Consider the following 17,586-nt stretch of genomic DNA (forward strand, 5'->3'; position numbering starts at 1 on the left):
ACCGCACCGTCCGGTGCACCGCCGCCCGGGACCGTCCTCGACAGGCCGGTCCCACCGAGCCGCCCTCCCGGGGACGGCTCCGCAGACCGGAGAACCCGATGGACATAACCACCAAGAAAACCGACGCGCCTCCCCTCAGCCCACAGCCCGGCAGCAAGGAGCTCAAGCGCGCCGCGCGCGGCGCCACGCGGCCCGGAGACCGGATCTTCCTCGGTCTCTCCCGCGGCTCGGGCGTCTTCCTGCTGCTGATCATGGCCGCGATCGCGGCCTTCCTCACCTACCGCTCCGTGCTCGCCATCAGCGAGGACGAGGGCAACTTCCTCACGACCTTCGAGTGGAACACCAGTAGCCAGCCGCCGGTCTTCGGTATCGCCGTGCTGGCCTTCGGCACGATCGTCTCCTCGATCATCGCCATGGTCATCGCGGTTCCGATCGCCGTCGCCATCGCGCTGTTCCTCACCCACTACGCCCCGCGCAAGCTGAGCGGTCCCATCGCCTATGTGATCGACCTGCTCGCCGCCGTGCCGTCCATCGTGTACGGCCTGTGGGGTGCCCTGGTCCTCGTCCCGCACATGGACGGCCTGTACGGCTGGCTGGACGACTACCTCGGCTGGACCGGCATCTTCGAGTGGCAGGGCGGCGCGCCCCGCTCCATGCTCACCGTGGGCATCCTGCTCGCGATCATGATCCTGCCGATCATCACCAACGTGAGCCGCGAGGTCTTCCGGCAGGTCCCGCAGATGCACGAGGAGGCCGCCCTGGCCCTCGGCGCCACGCGCTGGGAGGTCATCCGGATGGCCGTCCTGCCCTTCGGCCGCTCCGGAGTGATCTCCGCCTCGATGCTCGGCCTCGGCCGCGCCCTCGGCGAGACCATGGCCGTCGCGACCGTGCTCTCCCCGAGCTTCCTCATCGAGACCAGCCTGCTCGACCCGGGCGGCGGTACCTTCGCCCAGAACATCGCCAGCAAGTTCAACGAGGCGACGCCCTTCGGCCGTGACGCGCTCATCGCCTCCGGTCTAGTGCTGTTCGTCATCACCCTGCTGGTCAACGGCGCGGCCCGCGCGATCATCGCCCGCCGCAAGGAGTACTCGGGGGCCAACGCATGAGCCACGCAGCCGTCTCCAGCGCCAAGCGCCCCAGCACCCTGCGCGGCGCCAGCCTGCCCAAGTGGTCCCCCTGGGCGATCGCCCTGGGCTCCGTCGCCGCCGGTGTGGGCATCAGCTTCGCCGCCGGCCTGGAGAGCAGTGTCCAGTGGGGCCTGATCGCCGCTCTGGTCTACATCCTCGGCACGTACGTCATCGCCGCCCGTGTCGAGGGCAAGCGTCAGGCCAAGGACCGCGTCGCGACCTCCATGGTCTGGGTCGCGTTCGTCCTCGCCCTGGTACCGCTCGTCTCCCTGATCTGGGAGACGGTCGTGCGGGGCGTGAAGGTCCTCGACGTCTACTTCCTGACCCACTCGATGGGGGTCGTGGCCGACAGTGAGCCCGGCGGCGGTATCTACCACGCCATCATCGGCACCCTGGAGCAGGTCGGTCTCGCCACGCTCATCGCCGCGCCCATCGGTGTGCTCACCGCGATCTATCTGGTCGAGTACGGCCGGGGCAGGCTCGCCCAGGCGATCACGTTCTTCGTCGACGTGATGACCGGCATCCCCTCGATCGTCGCCGGTCTGTTCATCCTCAGCCTGATGCTGATGTGGGACCTGCAGCCCTTCGGCTTCGCCGGCTCGCTCGCTCTCGCCATCCTGATGATGCCGGTGGTCGTGCGTTCCACGGAGGAGATGCTCAAGCTCGTGCCGAACGAGCTTCGGGAGGCCTCCCTCGCGCTGGGCGTACCGAAGTGGCGGACCATCCTGAAGATCGTCGTGCCGACGGCCATCGGCGGCATCACGACCGGCATCATGCTGTCCGTCGCGCGTATCGCCGGTGAGACCGCGCCCGTGCTGCTGCTGGTGTTCGGTAACCCGTTCATCAACAACAACCCCTTCGAGGGTGCGCAGGCGTCGCTGCCTCTGTACATCTACCAGCAGTACTCGCAGAGCGCAGGCTCCGAGGCGGCGTACGACCGTGCCTGGGCGGCGTCCCTGACGCTGATCGCCTTCGTGATGATCCTGAATCTCGTGGCCCGTGGCATTGCCCGCTGGAAGGCCCCGAAGACCGGTCGCTAAGGCGACAATCTCCGGCTCCGCCGGGCGGGGCCCCCTCAGCGACCGAGCCTGAATTTCTGGAAGTGAAGTAGACATGGCCAAGCGAATCGACGTAAGCGGACTGACCGCCTACTACGGCTCCCACAAGGCGATCGAGGACATCTCGATGACCGTCGAGCCCCGCTCGGTGACGGCCTTCATCGGCCCGTCCGGGTGCGGCAAGTCGACGTTCCTGCGCACGCTGAACCGTATGCACGAGGTCACCTCCGGTGGCCGCGTCGAGGGCAAGGTGCTGCTCGACGACGAGGACCTCTACGGGACGGGTATCGACCCGGTGTCCGTGCGGCGTGAGGTCGGCATGGTGTTCCAGCGGCCGAACCCGTTCCCGACGATGTCGATCTACGACAACGTGGCGGCGGGGCTGCGGCTGAACGGCAGCTACAAGAAGAGCGAGCTGAGCGACATCGTCGAGAGGTCGCTCAAGGGCGCGAACCTCTGGAACGAGGTCAAGGACCGGCTTCAGAAGCCGGGGTCCGGGCTGTCCGGTGGTCAGCAGCAGCGGCTGTGCATCGCCCGGGCGATCGCGGTGGAGCCGAACGTTCTGCTGATGGACGAGCCGTGCTCGGCGCTCGACCCGATCTCGACGCTGGCGATCGAGGACCTGATCGGGGAGCTGAAGGAGCGCTTCACGATCGTCATCGTGACGCACAACATGCAGCAGGCGGCGCGGGTGTCGGACCGTACGGCGTTCTTCAACCTCGCGGCGGTCGGGCAGCCCGGGCGGCTGATCGAGATCGACGACACGGAGCGGATCTTCTCCAACCCGTCGGTTCAGGCGACCGAGGACTACATCTCCGGCCGGTTCGGCTGACAGACCCCTCGCGGTGCTGCATGGCGGTGCCACCGTGAGGTAGAAGAGGGCCCGCCCCCCGGCTCCCGGGGGGCGGGCCCGTTTCTTGTTGCCGTGGTCGTGCCTGCGATGGCCTGTCGGCGGTGGTCGTGCCTGCGGTGGCCTGTCGGCGGTGGCCTGTCAGCGGTGGTCGTGCCTGCGGTGGCCTGTCGGCGGTGACGCCTGCGGTTTGTGGGTGGTGCGGGGCCGGGGCGGGGGGTGTCCGTCCTCGGTCCGCCGATACGGTCCCTTGCGGGGGTTCTGGGGTTTGACGGCGGCCGCTGCGGGCGGACACCCCCCGCCCCGGCCCCTTGCCGCCGTACGCGGCTTCCCGTCGCCCGTTGCCCGTGGCCGCGGGCTGCGCGCCGCGCCTAGCCGCGGGTATGCGTGCCGCCAGGGGCGGCACGGGTGGGCGCTGGGGGTCCCCCCTCCGGGGGAGGCACCTCGTCGCGCCGAGTTGCGCACCGCCCCGGCCTCAGCCCCCACCGGGGGCACGTCCTGACGCGGCTGCGTGCGGCCCCCGCCGCCGGGGGTATGGGGGCGCCCCCGGCGGTAGTCGTTGGGCCGGGGGCGGGGGAGAAACGTTCCCTCTGTGGGGGTGGGGCGGGGTCAGAGGAAGGCCAGGTTGACCACGCCGAAGGCGGCCGCGGCGACCAGGGCCGCTGCCGGCATGGTGATGAACCAGCCGAGGACGATGTTCTTGGCGACACCCCAGCGCACCGCGTTCACCCGTTTCGTCGCGCCGACACCCATGATCGCCGAGGTGATGACATGGGTCGTCGAGATGGGCGCCTTGAAGAGGAAGGCCGTGGTGAACATGATCGACGCGCCGGTCGTCTCCGCGGCGAACCCCTGCGGGGGATCGAGCTCGATGATCTTGCGGCCGAGCGTACGCATGATGCGCCAGCCGCCGGCGTACGTGCCCAGGGAGAGCATGACGGCGCAGACGATCTTGACCCAGACCGGGATCGGGTCGCCGTAGTCCTCGACGTCGGCGATGACGAGGGCCATCACCACGATGCCCATCGTCTTCTGCGCGTCCTGGAGGCCGTGGCCGAGGGCCATGCCGGCCGCGGAGACGGTCTGGGCGATACGGAAGCCGCGCTTGGTCTTGTGGGGGTTGGCCCGGCGGAAGATCCACATGATGGCCGTCATCACCAGGTAACCGGCCAGCAGGCCGACCAGGGGGGAGACGAACATCGGGATGATGACCTTCTCGAAGACGCCGCTCCAGTAGACGGTCGTGCCGCCCGCCAGGGCCGCGCCGACCATGCCGCCGAACAGCGCGTGCGAGGAGGACGAGGGGAGACCGAAGTACCAGGTGACGAGGTTCCAGGTGATCGCGCCGGTGAGGGCGGCGAAGAGGATGCCCATGCCCTTGGAGCCCTCGGGCGTCTGGATCAGGCCCTCGGAGACCGTCTTGGCCACGCCGGAGCCGAGGAAGGCGCCCGCGAGGTTCATCACGGCGGCCATGGCGAGCGCCGCGCGGGGGGTCAGGGCCCGGGTCGAGACGGACGTCGCGATCGCGTTCGCCGAGTCGTGGAAGCCGTTGGTGTACGTGAAGAAGAGCGCGACCCCGATGGTCACGACCAGAGCGAAGGTGTCCATGGACGTGTCTCAGGACTCCTTGACCGCGATGGTCTCCACCGTGTTCGCCACGTGTTCGAATGCGTCCGCCGCCTCTTCGAGGACGTCCACGATCTGCTTGAGCTTGAGCACCTCGATGGCGTCGTACTTGCCGTTGAAGAGGTGGGCCAGCAGCTTGCGGTGGATCTGGTCGGCCTGGTTCTCCAGCCGGTTGACCTCGATCCAGTACTCGGTGAGGTTGTTCATCGTGCGCAGGTTGGGCATCGCCTCGGCCGTCAGCTCGGCCGCGCGTGCCAGGACCTCGATCTGCTGCTCGACGCCCTTGGGCAGTTCCTCGATGTTGTAGAGGACGACCAGGTCGACGGCCTCCTCCATGAAGTCCATGATGTCGTCGAGGGACGAAGCGAGGGCGTAGATGTCCTCGCGGTCGAAGGGCGTGATGAACGAGGAGTTCAGCTGATGGAAGATCGCGTGTGTGGCGTCGTCACCGGCGTGTTCCGCTGCCCGCATACGCTCCGCGATCTCAGCCCGGGCGGAGGTGTCCGCCCCGAGCAGTTCCATCAGGAGTTTCGAGCCCGTGACGATGTTGTCCGCGGACGCGGCGAACATGTCGTAGAAGCTCGTCTCCCTGGGGGTCAGACGAAAGCGCACGTGTGGTCCTCGGGGTGCTTCGGTTTCGGTCAGGCTGATGCTAGGCGCATCATTCGGCCACGGCTAACGGGCCGTCCCCCAGTGTCGCCCATCGGGCAGAGTTGTCGGCAGGTGGGCGGGGCAAGCCTTGTTCGGGATGGTGTCGGCCACAGGGCGTCATACCCGCGAAATTCGGTATCATATACCCGCCGGGGGTATATACTGGAGAGCTCGTCTTGATTGGGAGGCCGTGATGACGACCACCGAGGCCGGAGCAGAGGCGGCCGCCGAGGCCGCGGCCGGCGACCACGACCACGGAGTGCACGGCTACCACAAGCAGAAGGACGAGCACCTCAAGCGGCTGCGCCGGATCGAGGGCCAGATCCGCGGCCTGCAGCGCATGGTCGACGAGGACGTCTACTGCATCGACATACTCACGCAGGTGTCCGCCTCCACCAAGGCCCTCCAGTCCTTCGCCCTCCAGCTGCTCGACGAGCATCTGCGGCACTGCGTCGCCGACGCGGCCCTCAAGGGCGGCGACGAGATCGACGCGAAGGTCGAGGAAGCCACCAAGGCCATCGCGCGGATGCTGCGCACCTGACGCGCCGGGCCGTGAGTCCCCGGGGGCGGGCGGCTGTTCTCAGCCGCCCGTGCCCTCTCTCAGTTCGGCCACCCGCAGCACCTCGTCGATGCTCTCCAGGCTGAGCCTGTCCTCGTCGGCCGCCGACGCGGCGATGATCAGCTCACCGCACAGTTCGATCTCGGCGAGGGCCACGTGGTCCTGCACCGCCGTACCGCCGACCGGAGCCACGCGCATCACCTCTCCTCCGCCGTCACCGACTCTCTAGAGTAGGGAGCCGTCCACGGCCCGCGCATGGCACGGACGGGCTAGTTCTCATACCGGTCCGGCGGCTCTCTACTCCTCCGCGATCCGTCCCGCGTAGATGTCCTCGTCGGCCGGCAGGCGCACGTCGGCCGGGGTTCCGAAGTCGTACAGCAGGGTCGTCGAGGCGACCGCGACGGTGTTCTCCCGGTGGCCGTTGACGAAGCTGAAACGGTGTCTGACCTTGCGGATCCGGCCCTCCTCGTCGAGGAACACGTCGAAGGGGACGACCGCCGTGGCGAACCCTTTCGCCGCCGCCGCGAGGGCCTCCCGGCCGCCCTCGGAGGCCGTTCTCGCCGCCACCTTCAGATCCGCCGTGCCCCTGTAGTGCCGGACCTCGGTGCCCGCGAGGTCCGTGAGGCCGACGAACCTCGCCGTACGCGTCCCGCGCAGCACCTCCGCCGCGGCGAAGGGGTCGGTCGCCCCGCCGGTGACCAGATTGCCGTCGGACAGGGTCGCCGTCTCCACCCGCACCCATTTGTCGGCCGGGACGCCCGCGCCCCGGTTCTTCATGAACAGCGCCCCCGGCGCCAGCAGCTCGGTGATCGGGCGGTGCTCGACGCGGCCCGCCGGGTCCTGCGGCAGCAGCACCTTCAGCCGGCCCAGCCGGCGGGTGTAGTCGTACACGCCCTCGCCGCGGATCGTGACCCGGGTGCCGCCGGTCGCCATCTCCATCGACGTGCGCGCCCGGGAGCTCTTGGCGTCCACCAGGGCGTCGGCTGCCTCGTGCAGCGTGTGCACCGGGTCCTCGGCGGCCTCGCCGCTGTCTCCGCAGCCGGAGGCGGACAGGCAGACGCAGGCCATCAGACCCGCCGCCACGACCGTCCCGCCCGCCCTGCCGTGCTGCCTCTCCGCCATCGCCTGCCGACCCCCAGCCGTAGGTCCGTCACGGGCCCCTGTCGTGACGGTTAACGACGGGTAGGGGGCGCCGTCACGCGGTTGGCGGGGTGAGCCGGGGAAGGCCATGACCCACCGTTCATCCGGTCTGGGTACCGTTGTCCGTGTGACGCAGCAGGAGCGCCTCGCGCCCACTCAGGACCACGCCGAGCACCGTACGACCACCGTCGAACAGGGGCCGTTCTGCGTGGCCCGTTGCACCTGTGGCTGGCGCGGCCCCGCCCGCCGCGCCCGCAGCCTGGCCCGCACGGACGCGGAGGGCCACGCGGCCGCTCCGTGAGTCAGCGGCCGGCGCCCTCGGTCGGGCCGATGATCCGCAGGGCGTTGGCGGCCATCCGCTTCCTGCGGGCGGTCTCGGCCGCGATGTCGTCCTGGCGCCGGGCCGTCGCCGCCTTCTCGTACCGCGCCTCCGCGGCCGACCAGACGCGGATCAGTGCGGTCTCGTGCCTGCAGGCCATGTCCGCCCGCGCGACCTTCTTCCCCCGGGTGCGGGTGCCCGGGCCGTGGGCGGATCGGTGCCCGCGTCGAGCGGGGCTCGAAGGTCACTGAGCCACAGGAGCGTGGTCGTTCCTCCGGCGTTCACCCTTCCGCTACCGGCGTTCGAACGAGCGGAGCAGCTGCTCCACGAGGTCGCCGTCGCGTGGCTGGGTCAGGCGTTCGCGGGCCGTGGCCGGGCGCAGCCAGAGGATGCGGTCCACCTCGAGGTTCGGCACGAAGCCGCCGCCGGTGGCCTCGGCCGCCCAGTAACGCACCCGCTTGGGACGCCCGTTGGCGAAGTAGTGGAGGGTGGAGAGCTCTGCGCCCGGACGGGCGGTGTAGCCCGTCTCCTCCACGACCTCGCGCAGAGCGCCCGTGAGGGCGTCCTCGCCGCGCTTCAGCTTGCCCTTGGGATGGGACCAGTCGTCGTACTTGGGCCGGTGCACCAGGCAGATCTCCAGCTCCCCGCCGAACGGGGAGAGGCGCCAGAGCACACACCCGGCCGCCTGGATCGGAGTGGCGCTCGTCGTCTGGGGTGTCACCCGTGATTCACCGCCCTCGTCAGCGCTCAGGACGTGCTCACCGTCTGCTTCTGCCAGGACTGCTGGAACGAGAAACGCGCCGCCTCGACCTCATGGCGCTGGTCGGCGTGCAGCACTCCGAGGGCGTACGCCGTCGCCGGGGCGATGCGCGGGGTGCGCGCCGCGTGGGCCGCGGCGGCGGCCGCCTCCGAGGCGTCCCGGTGCCGGTTCAGCGCCTGCCCGGCCGTGAGCAGCCGTACGTCCGCCGGGGCGTCCCGGCCGCGTCCGTGCAGCACCTCCAGGGCGTACCGGTGCAGGCGCAGCAGCAGGCGGACCTGGTGCCAGGGTCCGTCCTGCGGGTGCGGGGCCGGGTCCGGGGACAGGCCGTGGATCAGCGCCTCGGCGTTGTACGGGCTGCCCGCGGTGACCAGCGGCAGCCCGGCGATCGCGTCGTAGAGCCGCTCCTCGGCGGCCGTCGCGTGCGTGCGCAGATCGGCGTCCCGGGCCGCCGGGGTCAGCGGCACCTCGCTGGCCAGTACGGCGACCTTGTCCGCGACCGCGTGGAAACGGCTGCTGCCGAGCGCCTGGAGCGCGGTGGAGTGCGCCCGGGTGCGGGCCAGCGTCAGCTGGCGGTCGAGCAGCGCGCCCGCCTTCGCCGCGCCCACGGTGAGGTTGCCGCGCTCCGGCAGCGGTGGCGCCCCGCCCGGGGTGCCCGCCGTCTGGGCGGGCAGCGTCGCCGAGCCGGACAGCCGGTGCAGCGCGGTCAGCAGCCGCTCCAGCCGGGCCGCGCAGGCGTGCTCGGCCGCCAGCGTGCCCGACAGCCAGGCGAGTTCGGGTCGCATGCCCTCCGACCAGTCGGCGTCCAGCAGCGGACGGTACGTGTGCAGGCTGGCGCTGATGCGGCGGGCCGAGCGGCGCAGCGAGCGCGCCGCTCCGACGGACTCCTGCGGGCCGCTGTCCCCCACGCCCGGCCGGGCCCGCGCGGGGGCGCCCCCGCCGACACCTGTCTCCCGGTGCTGGCGCAGGGCGCGCAGGAACTCCGTGGCCTGGGACCGGAGATGGTCCGCGAGGGACTCTCCGGTCACCGGCTGGGCCAGGGGGTCCGTCGGTTCAAGGTGTTGCTGTGCCACGCCGGCGCCTCCGGGCGTCTATGAGCATCTCCTGGACGTTCCTCAGCGGCTGGCCCTCGGCGTCCGTCGCGTGCCGGGTCCACTCGCCGTCCGAGCCCAGGTGCCAGGAGACGGTGGTGTCGGACATGCCGGTCTCCAGCAGCCGGTTGAGCGCGGCGCGGTGGGCCGGGTCGACGACCCTGACCAGGGCCTCGATACGGCGGTCGAGGTTGCGGTGCATCATGTCGGCGCTGCCGATCCACACCTCGGGCTCGCCGCCGTTGCCGAAGGCGAAGACCCGCGAGTGCTCCAGGAAACGGCCGAGCACCGAGCGGACGCGGATGTTCTCCGACAGTCCGGCGACCCCGGGGCGCAGCGCGCAGATGCCGCGCACCCACACGTCGACCGGCACCCCCGCCTGGGACGCCCGGTACAGCGCGTCGACGATGGCCTCGTCGACCATCGAGTTGACCTTGATACGGACGTACGCGGGACGTCCGGCACGGTGGTGCTGGACCTCCTTGTTGATCCGCGAGATCAGGCCGTCGCGCAGCGACTTGGGCGCGACGAGCAGCCTGCGGTAGGTCTCGCGGCGGGAGTAGCCCGAGAGCCGGTTGAACAGGTCCGACAGGTCCGCGCCGACCTGCGGGTCCGCCGTCAGCAGGCCCAGGTCCTCGTAGAGGCGGGCCGTCTTGGGGTGGTAGTTGCCGGTGCCGACGTGGCAGTAGCGGCGCAGGGTGTCGCCCTCCTGGCGGACCACCAGCGACAGCTTGCAGTGCGTCTTCAGGCCGACCAGGCCGTAGACCACGTGGCAGCCGGCCTCCTCCAGCTTGCGCGCCCACTTGATGTTGGCGTGCTCGTCGAAGCGGGCCTTGATCTCGACCAGGACCAGGACCTGCTTGCCGGCCTCGGCGGCGTCGATGAGCGCGTTGACTATCGGGGAGTCGCCGGAGGTGCGGTACAGCGTCTGCTTGATCGCGAGGACGTCGGGGTCCTCGGCCGCCTGCTCCAGGAAGGCCTGCACCGACGTGGAGAACGAGTCGTAGGGGTGGTGCAGCAGCACGTCCCGGCTGCGCAGCGCGGCGAAGATGTCCGGCGGGGAGGCCGACTCCACCTCGGCGAGGTCGCGGTGGGTGCCCGCGATGAACTTGGGGTACTTCAGCTCCGGCCGGTCCAGGCCGTGGATGCGGAACAGGCCGGTCAGGTCGAGCGGGCCGGGCAGCGGGTAGACCTCGGCCTCGCTGATCTTCAGCTCGCGCACCAGCAGGTCCAGGACCTCGCGGTCGATGGACTCCTCGACCTCCAGGCGCACCGGCGGCCCGAAGCGGCGCCGCATGAGCTCCTTCTCGAGGGCCTGGAGGAGGTTCTCGGCGTCGTCCTCCTCGACCTCGAGGTCCTCGTTGCGGGTGATGCGGAAGGCGTGGTGCTCCAGCACCTCCATGCCGGGGAACAGTTCCTCCAGGTGCGCCCCGATGACGTCCTCGATGGGGACGTAGCGGCCGGGGCTGGACTCCAGGAAGCGGGAGAGCAGCGGCGGCACCTTCACCCGGGCGAAGTGCTTGTGGCCGCTGACCGGGTTGCGCACCACGACGGCCAGGTTCAGGGACAGGCCCGAGATGTACGGGAAGGGGTGCGCCGGGTCGACCGCCAGCGGGGTGAGCACGGGGAAGATCTGGTGCCGGAACAGGGTGAACAGGCGGGCCTGCTCCTTCTCCGTCAGCTCGCTCCAGCGGACCAGGTGGATGCCCTCCTCCGCCAGTCCGGGGGCGACGTCCTCGTGGAAGCAGGCGGCGTGCCGTGCCATGAGCTCGCGCGAGCGCGCCCAGATCATCTCCAGCACCTGGCCGGGCTGCAGTCCGGAGGCGGAGCGGGTGGCGACACCGGTGGCGATACGGCGCTTCAGACCGGCCACCCGGACCATGAAGAACTCGTCGAGGTTGCTGGCGAAGATCGCGAGGAAGTTCGCACGCTCCAGCAGGGGCGTGTTCGGGTCCTCGGCGAGTTCCAGAACCCGCTCGTTGAACGCGAGCCAGCTGCGCTCCCGGTCCAGGAACCGGCCCTGCGGCAGCTGGACCCTGTCGTCCTGCGACTCCTCGTACGCGTCGAGATCCGCGTCGAGGTCGGGTTCCAGATCGGAGACCGTGGCCGCCACGGTGTGCGGGCGGTGCGCGGCTATGGAGCCCACGGGGGGCTGTACGTGCTGGACCTCTGCCTGGGCGTTCTGCTGACTCATGGACCCATTCTTCCGCGCCATGAGCGATACGGGCGCGTCGGACGACGCGGGCGGGAGCGCGGCGGCGGCCCTGAACGGGTGCGGCGAGTGCTCGGGCTCGGCGGCTGGGTTCATTGGCCGAGCGTCGCAAGAGCGTCTGAACCAATGGTTACGGCGACATGGCGTACGGGATAGCGGGGAACGGATCGCGGGCGTCTGCGTACCTCCGCCCGGCGTGCGAGAAGCCGGGTGGAGGTACGTACGGCCCCTCTTCGCCCCCGCGAGGGAGTACGCCGTCCGGGCGAGGACCCGTTTGACCGGTTTCCGCCCGCCGGGGTGCCGTGGGGCGGGCGACACGGGTCGGACGCCGCGGGGCGGGCGATGCCGGGCGGGCGGGGATACGGCGACGGGCCTCGCGTGTGGCCCCGGCAGAGGTCAGCCCGTGCGGCGGCGTATCAGCCAGAAGGCGGCCGCGGCCGTCGCGGCGGTCAGGGCCAGGACGATGCCGGTCTCCACGAGCTGGAGGGGCCAGAAGTGCGAGGAGGGGTGGTGGTCGGCGTAGTGGCCCACGATGTCGTGCCGGGCGATGCAGCCGGGCTCCTCGACGCAGGAGCCGTGCACCCGCGAGCCGTCGGCTCCGAAGGCGCCCTCGTCGACCCTCATACCGTCGTAGGAGGGATACTCGTCGACCGGCGTCGTGATCGTCACCGACGGCCACAGATACGGGCGAAGCGTGCCCAGGGCGAGCGTCAGGCCGAACTGGGCGAGGACCGCGCCGCCGATGGCCGGCACCGCGCGTCCGGCGATCAGTCCGGCGAGAGCGCCGACGGCCAGGCCGAGGAGCGGGTAGACGGTGGCGAGAGGGCCGTTGGCCTGGAAGGTGACCGGGTCGTGCCAGGCGTACCAGCCGAGGTCGGACAGCAGGGGCGCGTCCGACTCCCAGACGGCGCGGTGCAGCAGGGTGAGCAGCAGGGTGCCCGGGATCAGCAGGGCGGCGGGCACCACCAGCCTGGCCGCCAGCCAGCGGGTGGGGGAGACGGACTGCACCCAGGCCAGCCGCGCGGTGCCGCTCTCCAGCTCGCGGCCGATCAGCACGCCGCCCGCCCAGCCCGCGATGATGGGCGGCAGGACACCGAGCAGTGCCGCCGACAGGGACACGGCCAGTTCGTAGCGCACGTACTCGGGGCCGCCGACATAGTCGCAGGCCAGGTCCCAGCGGGCGCCGCAGGCCATCCCGGTGTACTGGCGCCAGGCGGCGTCGCCGCCCGGGCCGTACGCCCACAGCAGCGCGGCGGCGGCCAGGGCGAACAGCAGGATCCAGAAGCGCAGGGCCACGCGGTGCAGCCGCAGCACGGCCCACACCATGCCGCGCGGGCCACGGCGCCGGTGCCCGGCGTCGGCGGGTGAGGGCGCCTGGGGGGTCGCGGTGGTGGTCATGCGGCGGCCTCCCGCGTCTCGTCGAGCAGCAGTGCGGGCGCCTCGGGGGCCCGCAGATGGGCGAGGACCAGCTCCTCCAGGGACGGCTCGGCGGTCTCCCAGCCGGTGTCGACGGGCCCGCTCGGCCGCACCAGCGCGGTGAGCAGGCGGCCGCCGGTGCGGGACTCGACGACGGTGTGCGGCGCGAGGTCGCCGATGCGGCCCGTGACCACGCGGTGCGCGGCGAGCAGGTCCTCCAGCGGTCCGGCCAGCCGGACGCGGCCGCCGCCGAGCAGCAGCAGGTGGTCGCAGGAGCCTTCCAGCTCGGCGACGACGTGCGAGGACATCACGACGGTGGTGCCGTGGTCGGCGACATCGGCCATCAGCGTGCCCATCAGCTGGTGCCGGGCGAGCGGGTCGAGGTCGGCCGTCGGCTCGTCGAGCAGCAGCAGCTCGGGCCGCTTGCCGAGGGCCAGGGCCAGTGCCACACGGGTGCGCTGGCCGCCGGACAGGGTACGGATCCTGGCGCCGGGGTCGAGGTCGCCCTGGCCGACGACCGCCTCGGCGACGGCCGCATCCCAGCGACGCGGGTTGAGCTCGCGGCCCAGGCGCAGGGTCTCGGCCACGGTGAGCTGCGGGTGCAGGGGCTTGTCCTGGGCGACGTACGCCAGGCGCTCGCGGGCGGCGGCCGGGGTGGTGCCGAGGACGGTGAGGGTGCCGTGGGTCGGGCCGAGCAGCCCGGCCGCCAGGGCGAGCAGGGTGGACTTGCCGGCGCCGTTCGGGCCGACGAGGGCGCAGATGCGGCCCGCCGGGAGGCGGAAGGCGCAGTCCCGGAGCGCGGGCCGGGCGCGGCGTCCGAACCCTCTGCCCAGCCCGGCCGCCTCGATGGCGGTGCCGGTCATCGCCTGCCCCCTCGCCCCGCGCGCGGTGCCCGCAGCGCGGGCGGTCCCCCGATGGCGTTCATTCCCTCTCCCCCTCGAAGTGCTGCTCCAGTACGGATGTGAAGAGCGCGGCCACGTCGTCGCGCTCCAGCCCGGCCGCGCGGGCCCGCCGTGCCCAGTCCTCCAGCTCGGTGCGCAGCGGGGAGTCGGCGGGGGCGGCGCCCAGGGAGCGCCGCACGAAGGTGCCGAGTCCGCGCCGGGCCTCGACCAGTCCCTCGCGTTCCAGTTCGCGGTAGGCCTTGAGCACGGTGTTCGGGTTGATGGCGGTGGCTTCCACGACCTCGCGGGCCGTGGGGAGCTTGTCGCCGGGTTCCAGCAGGCCGAGGCGCAGGGCCTGTTTGGTCTGCTGGACGATCTGGACGTAGGTGGCGATGCCGCTGCGCCGGTCGATGCGGTACTCGATCACTGTCCGGTCACTGGTCGTCCGGCCACGTTCGAATCACCCTTTCACTACTTGATTAGTTAAAGGGTGATGGAAGAGAAGGGGCGGTGTCAAGGTCACCGCCCCTTGGGGGTGAAGCAGGCCTCAGGTGTTGACGCCCCGACGCGAGCGCCACCGGGCTGCGCCCGGGCGTCTCAGGCTGCCGACGGATGCACGCCTGCGCCCAGGAGTCTCGGGCCGCCGACGGGGGTGCCGCACGCCTGCGCGCCCAGGCGTCTCACGCCTGGGCGCAGCCGTCTCAGGCCTGCGCTCAGACGCATCCCGCCTGCGCCCGGACGCATCCCGCCTCCGCCAGGCTTCCCGCGTCTCCGCCAGGCTTCCCGCGTCTCCGCCCAGGCGTCTCAGCCGCCGCTCAGGCGCGAAAGACCTCCGCCCAGGTGCGGAAAGATCTACGCCAGGCGCGAAGGCCTCCGCCCCGTCGCCTCACGTCTCCGTCCGGTACATCAGATCCACCTCGTGGGTCGCGAACCCCAGCCCCTCGTACACCGCCACGGCCGCCTTGTTGTCGGCGTCGACGTAGAGCATCGCGGTCGGCAGCGTCTGGGCCGCCAGGTGATTCAGGCCGATCGTGGTGAGGGACCTGCCCAGGCCGCCGCCCTGGGCGTCGGGCGAGACGCCGAGGACGTACACCTCGCCGATCTGCTCCTCGGCGTGGACCTTGGTCCAGTGGAAGCCGATCAGCTCCCCGCCGCGGACCGCGAGGAAGAACCCGGCCGGGTCGAACCACGGCTCGGCCTTGCGGTCGTCCAGGTCGCGCTGGGTCAGTGAGCCCTGCTCGGGGTGGTGGGCGAAGGCGGCCGCGTTCACCGCGAGCCAGGCGGCGTCGTCCTCGCCCGGCACGAACGTACGGACCGTCACGCCCTCGGGCAGCACCGGCTCCGGCAGCTCCAGGCCGGTCAACGGCCTTCGCATCTGCCGCAGTTCGCGGAACAGGGTCAGCCCCAGCACCTGCGCGAGATGGCGGGCGGCCGGGTGGCCGCCGTGCGCCCACACCCGCAGCCGCTTGCCGGAGGCGGCGAGCAGCGCGGAGCCGAGCGCGCGGCCGTGCCCGTGCCCGCGGTGCGAGGGGTGGACTACCAGCTCGGCGGCCGGCGCCTCCACCGGGTCGGTGTCCTCCAGCTGGGCGTAGCCGACGAGTTCGGCGCCCGCGGCGAGCAGCAGATGGGACACGCCGTCCCGCTCGCCGCCGCGCAGCTGGAGCCTGCCCTGTTCGGAGACCGCCTGCTGGCCGTCGTTGCGGGCGGCCTCCGCGAGCAGTGCGAGCACGGCGTCGGTCTGCTCCGCGTCGAGCGCGGCGAAGGTCTCGATGGAACGGGAGCGGCCGGGCCGTGCCAAGTCGTCGCTGGTCATGCCTACGAGGGTAAAGGCCCGCACTCGCGAAACGTCGGCAAAGGGAAACCCAGATGTAACCATGAACCCCCTGTCGCGCTACGCGCGTTGACTCTAGGCTGCGCCCGGACCGAGACATACCTTCACATGCACCACAGGGGGGCGCATGCCTGCCACACCTCAGCCGCACCACCGCAGACGCCGTACGCACCGGCTCCTCGCCGCGGCCGCCGCAGTCGCGACCGTCGGCGCCCTCGCCGCCGCGCTGCCCGGTACCGCGAACGCCGACGAGGCGCAGCGGACCGGCAAGCACCCTGGCCGCTACCAGGACGTGCAGCTGCTGTCCTTCAACGACCTGCACGGCAACCTGGAGCCGCCGGCCGGCTCCTCCGGCCGGGTCACCGAGGTCCAGCCGGACGGCACCGTGAAGACCATCAACGACGTCGGCGGCGTCGAGTACCTCGCCACGCACCTGCGCAAGGCGCGCGAGGGCCACAAGTACTCCGTGACCGCGGCCGGCGGTGACATGGTCGGCGCCTCCCCGCTGCTCTCCGGCCTGTTCCACGACGAGCCCACCATCGAGGCGCTGAACAAGCTCGAGCTCGACGTCACCTCGGTCGGCAACCACGAGTTCGACGAGGGCCCGGCCGAGCTCAAGCGCCTGCAGTACGGCGGCTGCCACGCCACCGACGGCTGCTACGGGGACGAGGAGTTCCAGGGGGCCGACTTCCCCTACCTCGCCGCGAACGTCCTGAACGAGAAGACCGGCCGCCCGATCCTCAAGCCGTACTCCGTCTGGCAGAAGAACGGCGTGCGGATCGGCTTCATCGGCGTGACCCTGGAGGGCACCCCGGGTGTCGTCACCGCCGAGGGCGTGAAGGGCCTCAAGTTCAAGGACGAGGTCGAGACGATCAACAAGTACGCCAACATCCTGCAGAAGCAGGGTGTGAAGTCGATCGTCGCGCTGATCCACGAGGGCGGCGCGCCGGCCTCCGCCTCGTACAACTACAACTGTGACTCCCCGGGCGCCGGCGACGGGATCTCCGGCCCGATCGTCGACATCGCGAAGAACATCTCGCCGAAGGTCGACGCGCTGGTCACCGGCCACACCCACGCGGCCTACGTGTGCACGGTCAACGACCCGGCGGGCAACCCGCGCATGGTCACCTCCGCCGCGTCCTTCGGCCGCCTCTACACCGACACCACCCTGACCTACGACCGCTGGACGGGTGACATCGCCCGTACGTCGGTGAAGTCGGCGAACCACGTGGTCACCCGGGACGTCGCCAAGGCGGCCGACCTGACCACGCTGATCGGCAAGTGGAACGTGCTCGCCGCGCCCATCGGCAACCGTGCCATCGGCTACATCTCCGCCGACATCAACAACACCGGCACCGAGTCCCCGCTCGGCGACCTCATCGCCGACGCCCAGCTCGCCTACGGCAAGGAGCTGGACCCGGAGACCGACCTGGCCCTGATGAACCCCGGCGGCATCCGCGCGCCCCTGACCTACGCGGCCAAGGGCTCCGAGGGCGACGGCGTCGTCACCTACGCCGAGGGCTTCACCGTCCAGCCGTTCGCCAACCTGGTCAACCTCCAGGACCTCACCGGCGCCCAGCTGATCCAGGTCCTCAAGGAGCAGGTCAGCGGTACCAACGCGGCCTCCCCGAAGATCCTCCAGATCTCCTCGGGCCTCACCTACACCCTGGACCTGACGAAGACCGGCGCCGACCGCGTCGTCACCGACTCCGTCAAGCTCAACGGTGCCCCGGTCGACCTGACCGCCACCTACCGCGTCGCCACCAACAACTTCCTCTCCGGCGGCGGCGACGGCTTCCCGACCATCGCGCTCGGCACCAACGACCTCCTCGGCGCCGACGACCTCACGGCCCTGGAGAAGTACCTCCTGGCCAACTCCACCCCCACCACCCCGCTGGCCCCGCCGGCAGCGAACCGGATCACGATCGTGAAGTGACTCCGGTCTGACCCCGAAAGGGCCCGGGAGGCACGCGACGCCGCGCCTCCCGGGCCCTTTGTCACCTTCCGTCGCGCGATTGCCCCTTCCGGTGGCATATTCGCGCGGCGATCACTCTTAGTAGTGATCATC

Annotated in this window: 18 protein-coding genes; 6 read left to right on the top strand and 12 right to left on the bottom strand. The window is 71.2% G+C overall.

Annotated features, from left to right (window positions below):
• Positions 1-98 precede the first annotated feature (98 nt).
• From pstC to pstB, 3 genes are all read left to right on the top strand, one after another.
• Complete coding sequence (gene pstC, locus ACFYR0_RS16940; protein ID WP_389327801.1) at positions 99-1,106, top strand: phosphate ABC transporter permease subunit PstC; 1,008 nt, start codon at positions 99-101, stop codon at positions 1,104-1,106.
• On the top strand, positions 1,103-2,167 hold the full coding sequence (gene pstA / locus ACFYR0_RS16945) for a phosphate ABC transporter permease PstA (RefSeq protein ID WP_389327804.1): 1,065 nt from the start codon (positions 1,103-1,105) through the stop codon (positions 2,165-2,167). Before pstC ends, pstA begins: the two co-directional genes overlap by 4 nt.
• Positions 2,168-2,240: 73 nt before the next feature.
• The gene (pstB, locus tag ACFYR0_RS16950) at positions 2,241-3,017 is read left to right on the top strand and encodes a phosphate ABC transporter ATP-binding protein PstB (protein ID WP_389327806.1); all 777 of its coding nucleotides are present in this window, start codon (positions 2,241-2,243) and stop codon (positions 3,015-3,017) included.
• 627 nt (positions 3,018-3,644) lie between these two features.
• On the opposite strand, the gene ACFYR0_RS16955 is transcribed toward pstB, so the two are convergent.
• Positions 3,645-4,643, bottom strand: a complete 999-nt coding sequence (locus ACFYR0_RS16955; protein WP_389327809.1) for an anion permease — start codon at positions 4,641-4,643, stop codon at positions 3,645-3,647.
• Positions 4,644-4,652: 9 nt separating this feature from the next.
• Positions 4,653-5,273: a DUF47 domain-containing protein gene (locus ACFYR0_RS16960; RefSeq protein WP_386377839.1), complete on the bottom strand. Its 621-nt coding sequence runs from the start codon at positions 5,271-5,273 to the stop codon at positions 4,653-4,655.
• A 232-nt stretch (positions 5,274-5,505) separates the two neighbouring features.
• Between ACFYR0_RS16960 and ACFYR0_RS16965 the strand changes: the two genes are divergently transcribed.
• Positions 5,506-5,853, top strand: a complete 348-nt coding sequence (locus ACFYR0_RS16965) for a metal-sensitive transcriptional regulator (protein WP_389327812.1) — start codon at positions 5,506-5,508, stop codon at positions 5,851-5,853.
• Between the two features lie 39 nt (positions 5,854-5,892).
• Here ACFYR0_RS16965 and ACFYR0_RS16970 read toward each other — a convergent pair whose 3' ends face one another.
• Both ACFYR0_RS16970 and ACFYR0_RS16975 read right to left on the bottom strand, forming a co-directional pair.
• Entirely contained in the window at positions 5,893-6,069 is a 177-nt protein-coding gene (locus ACFYR0_RS16970) for a hypothetical protein (protein WP_386377837.1), read from the bottom strand.
• A 99-nt stretch (positions 6,070-6,168) separates the two neighbouring features.
• On the bottom strand, positions 6,169-6,993 hold the full coding sequence (locus ACFYR0_RS16975) for a hypothetical protein (RefSeq protein WP_389327815.1): 825 nt from the start codon (positions 6,991-6,993) through the stop codon (positions 6,169-6,171).
• 145 nt (positions 6,994-7,138) lie between these two features.
• Here ACFYR0_RS16975 and ACFYR0_RS16980 point away from each other — a divergent pair, with 145 nt between their 5' ends.
• Positions 7,139-7,312 carry a hypothetical protein gene (locus ACFYR0_RS16980; RefSeq protein WP_389327818.1) on the top strand — a complete coding sequence of 58 codons (174 nt, stop codon included), beginning with the start codon at positions 7,139-7,141 and terminating at the stop codon, positions 7,310-7,312.
• A 1-nt stretch (position 7,313) separates the two neighbouring features.
• Here the strand turns inward: ACFYR0_RS16980 and ACFYR0_RS16985 are convergent, their stop codons facing one another.
• The 8 genes from ACFYR0_RS16985 to mshD all read right to left on the bottom strand — a co-directional run bounded on the left by ACFYR0_RS16985 (position 7,314) and on the right by mshD (position 15,500).
• Positions 7,314-7,490 carry a hypothetical protein gene (locus tag ACFYR0_RS16985; RefSeq protein ID WP_389327821.1) on the bottom strand — a complete coding sequence of 59 codons (177 nt, stop codon included), beginning with the start codon at positions 7,488-7,490 and terminating at the stop codon, positions 7,314-7,316.
• A gap of 132 nt (positions 7,491-7,622) precedes the next feature.
• Positions 7,623-8,051 (bottom strand): NUDIX hydrolase, encoded by a 429-nt coding sequence (locus ACFYR0_RS16990; RefSeq protein WP_389327824.1) that lies wholly within the window; start codon positions 8,049-8,051, stop codon positions 7,623-7,625.
• 26 nt (positions 8,052-8,077) lie between these two features.
• A complete protein-coding gene (locus tag ACFYR0_RS16995; RefSeq protein WP_389327827.1) occupies positions 8,078-9,160 on the bottom strand; it encodes a CHAD domain-containing protein in 1,083 nt (360 codons plus the stop codon).
• Complete coding sequence (locus ACFYR0_RS17000; RefSeq protein WP_389327831.1) at positions 9,141-11,372, bottom strand: RNA degradosome polyphosphate kinase; 2,232 nt, start codon at positions 11,370-11,372, stop codon at positions 9,141-9,143. The genes ACFYR0_RS16995 and ACFYR0_RS17000 overlap by 20 nt, the downstream gene beginning before the upstream one ends.
• Positions 11,373-11,786: 414 nt before the next feature.
• Positions 11,787-12,788, bottom strand: a complete 1,002-nt coding sequence (locus ACFYR0_RS17005; protein WP_389327834.1) for an ABC transporter permease — start codon at positions 12,786-12,788, stop codon at positions 11,787-11,789.
• On the bottom strand, positions 12,785-13,669 hold the full coding sequence (locus ACFYR0_RS17010; RefSeq protein WP_389327837.1) for an ABC transporter ATP-binding protein: 885 nt from the start codon (positions 13,667-13,669) through the stop codon (positions 12,785-12,787). Before ACFYR0_RS17010 ends, ACFYR0_RS17005 begins: the two co-directional genes overlap by 4 nt.
• 58 nt (positions 13,670-13,727) lie before the next feature.
• Complete coding sequence (locus ACFYR0_RS17015) at positions 13,728-14,114, bottom strand: GntR family transcriptional regulator (protein WP_386377828.1); 387 nt, start codon at positions 14,112-14,114, stop codon at positions 13,728-13,730.
• A gap of 459 nt (positions 14,115-14,573) precedes the next feature.
• Entirely contained in the window at positions 14,574-15,500 is a 927-nt protein-coding gene (mshD, locus tag ACFYR0_RS17020; protein WP_389327840.1) for a mycothiol synthase, read from the bottom strand.
• A 145-nt stretch (positions 15,501-15,645) separates the two neighbouring features.
• Between mshD and ACFYR0_RS17025 the strand changes: the two genes are divergently transcribed.
• Positions 15,646-17,454 (top strand): bifunctional metallophosphatase/5'-nucleotidase, encoded by a 1,809-nt coding sequence (locus tag ACFYR0_RS17025; protein ID WP_389327843.1) that lies wholly within the window; start codon positions 15,646-15,648, stop codon positions 17,452-17,454.
• Positions 17,455-17,586 lie beyond the last annotated feature (132 nt).

This window comes from Streptomyces sp. NPDC005017, from assembly GCF_042873115.1.
Lineage (GTDB): Bacteria > Actinomycetota > Actinomycetes > Streptomycetales > Streptomycetaceae > Streptomyces.

Bases quoted from the DNA above. Each gene is read 5' to 3' on its own strand.
- ACFYR0_RS16975 (WP_389327815.1), bottom strand. From the start codon at position 6,993: ATGGCGGAGAGGCAGCACGGCAGGGCGGGCGGGACGGTCGTGGCGGCG.
- ACFYR0_RS17005 (WP_389327834.1), bottom strand. From the start codon at position 12,788: ATGACCACCACCGCGACCCCCCAGGCGCCCTCACCCGCCGACGCCGGG.
- mshD (WP_389327840.1), bottom strand. From the start codon at position 15,500: ATGACCAGCGACGACTTGGCACGGCCCGGCCGCTCCCGTTCCATCGAG.
- ACFYR0_RS16985 (WP_389327821.1), bottom strand. From the start codon at position 7,490: ATGGCCTGCAGGCACGAGACCGCACTGATCCGCGTCTGGTCGGCCGCG.
- pstB (WP_389327806.1), top strand. From the start codon at position 2,241: ATGGCCAAGCGAATCGACGTAAGCGGACTGACCGCCTACTACGGCTCC.
- ACFYR0_RS16970 (WP_386377837.1), bottom strand. From the start codon at position 6,069: ATGCGCGTGGCTCCGGTCGGCGGTACGGCGGTGCAGGACCACGTGGCC.
- ACFYR0_RS17025 (WP_389327843.1), top strand. From the start codon at position 15,646: ATGCCTGCCACACCTCAGCCGCACCACCGCAGACGCCGTACGCACCGG.
- ACFYR0_RS17000 (WP_389327831.1), bottom strand. From the start codon at position 11,372: ATGAGTCAGCAGAACGCCCAGGCAGAGGTCCAGCACGTACAGCCCCCC.
- ACFYR0_RS16955 (WP_389327809.1), bottom strand. From the start codon at position 4,643: ATGGACACCTTCGCTCTGGTCGTGACCATCGGGGTCGCGCTCTTCTTC.
- ACFYR0_RS16965 (WP_389327812.1), top strand. From the start codon at position 5,506: ATGACGACCACCGAGGCCGGAGCAGAGGCGGCCGCCGAGGCCGCGGCC.
- pstC (WP_389327801.1), top strand. From the start codon at position 99: ATGGACATAACCACCAAGAAAACCGACGCGCCTCCCCTCAGCCCACAG.
- ACFYR0_RS17010 (WP_389327837.1), bottom strand. From the start codon at position 13,669: ATGACCGGCACCGCCATCGAGGCGGCCGGGCTGGGCAGAGGGTTCGGA.
- pstA (WP_389327804.1), top strand. From the start codon at position 1,103: ATGAGCCACGCAGCCGTCTCCAGCGCCAAGCGCCCCAGCACCCTGCGC.